Consider the following 252-nt stretch of genomic DNA (forward strand, 5'->3'; position numbering starts at 1 on the left):
CCGTATTATAATGGAGGATAAATCAACGAGTACAGATGAGAATATTACATTCTCAAAACCGTTAATTCCAGCCAATATGAAAAAAGGTATGATCGTAACAAACGATTTCCATATGTTTAGAGCGAAAAAAATAGCAGCAAAACAAGGTTTGCAATTAGAAGGGCTTCCTGCCAAAACACCGAAGCCAATTATCATCCCATCGAATGTCCGAGAATATTTAGCCATTACGCAATATTGGTTTATGAATCGAAT

At 35.7% G+C, this 252-nt stretch carries 1 protein-coding gene; it reads left to right on the forward strand.

Features of this window, described 5'->3' with window-relative positions:
* A partial coding sequence (locus JDS96_RS31295; RefSeq protein ID WP_199669177.1) for a YdcF family protein occupies positions 1 to 252 on the forward strand: 252 nt, incomplete at both ends.

Source organism: Bacillus cereus group sp. N21 (assembly GCF_016483395.1).
In the GTDB taxonomy this organism is placed as follows: Bacteria; Bacillota; Bacilli; order Bacillales; family Bacillaceae_G; genus Bacillus_A; species Bacillus_A pseudomycoides.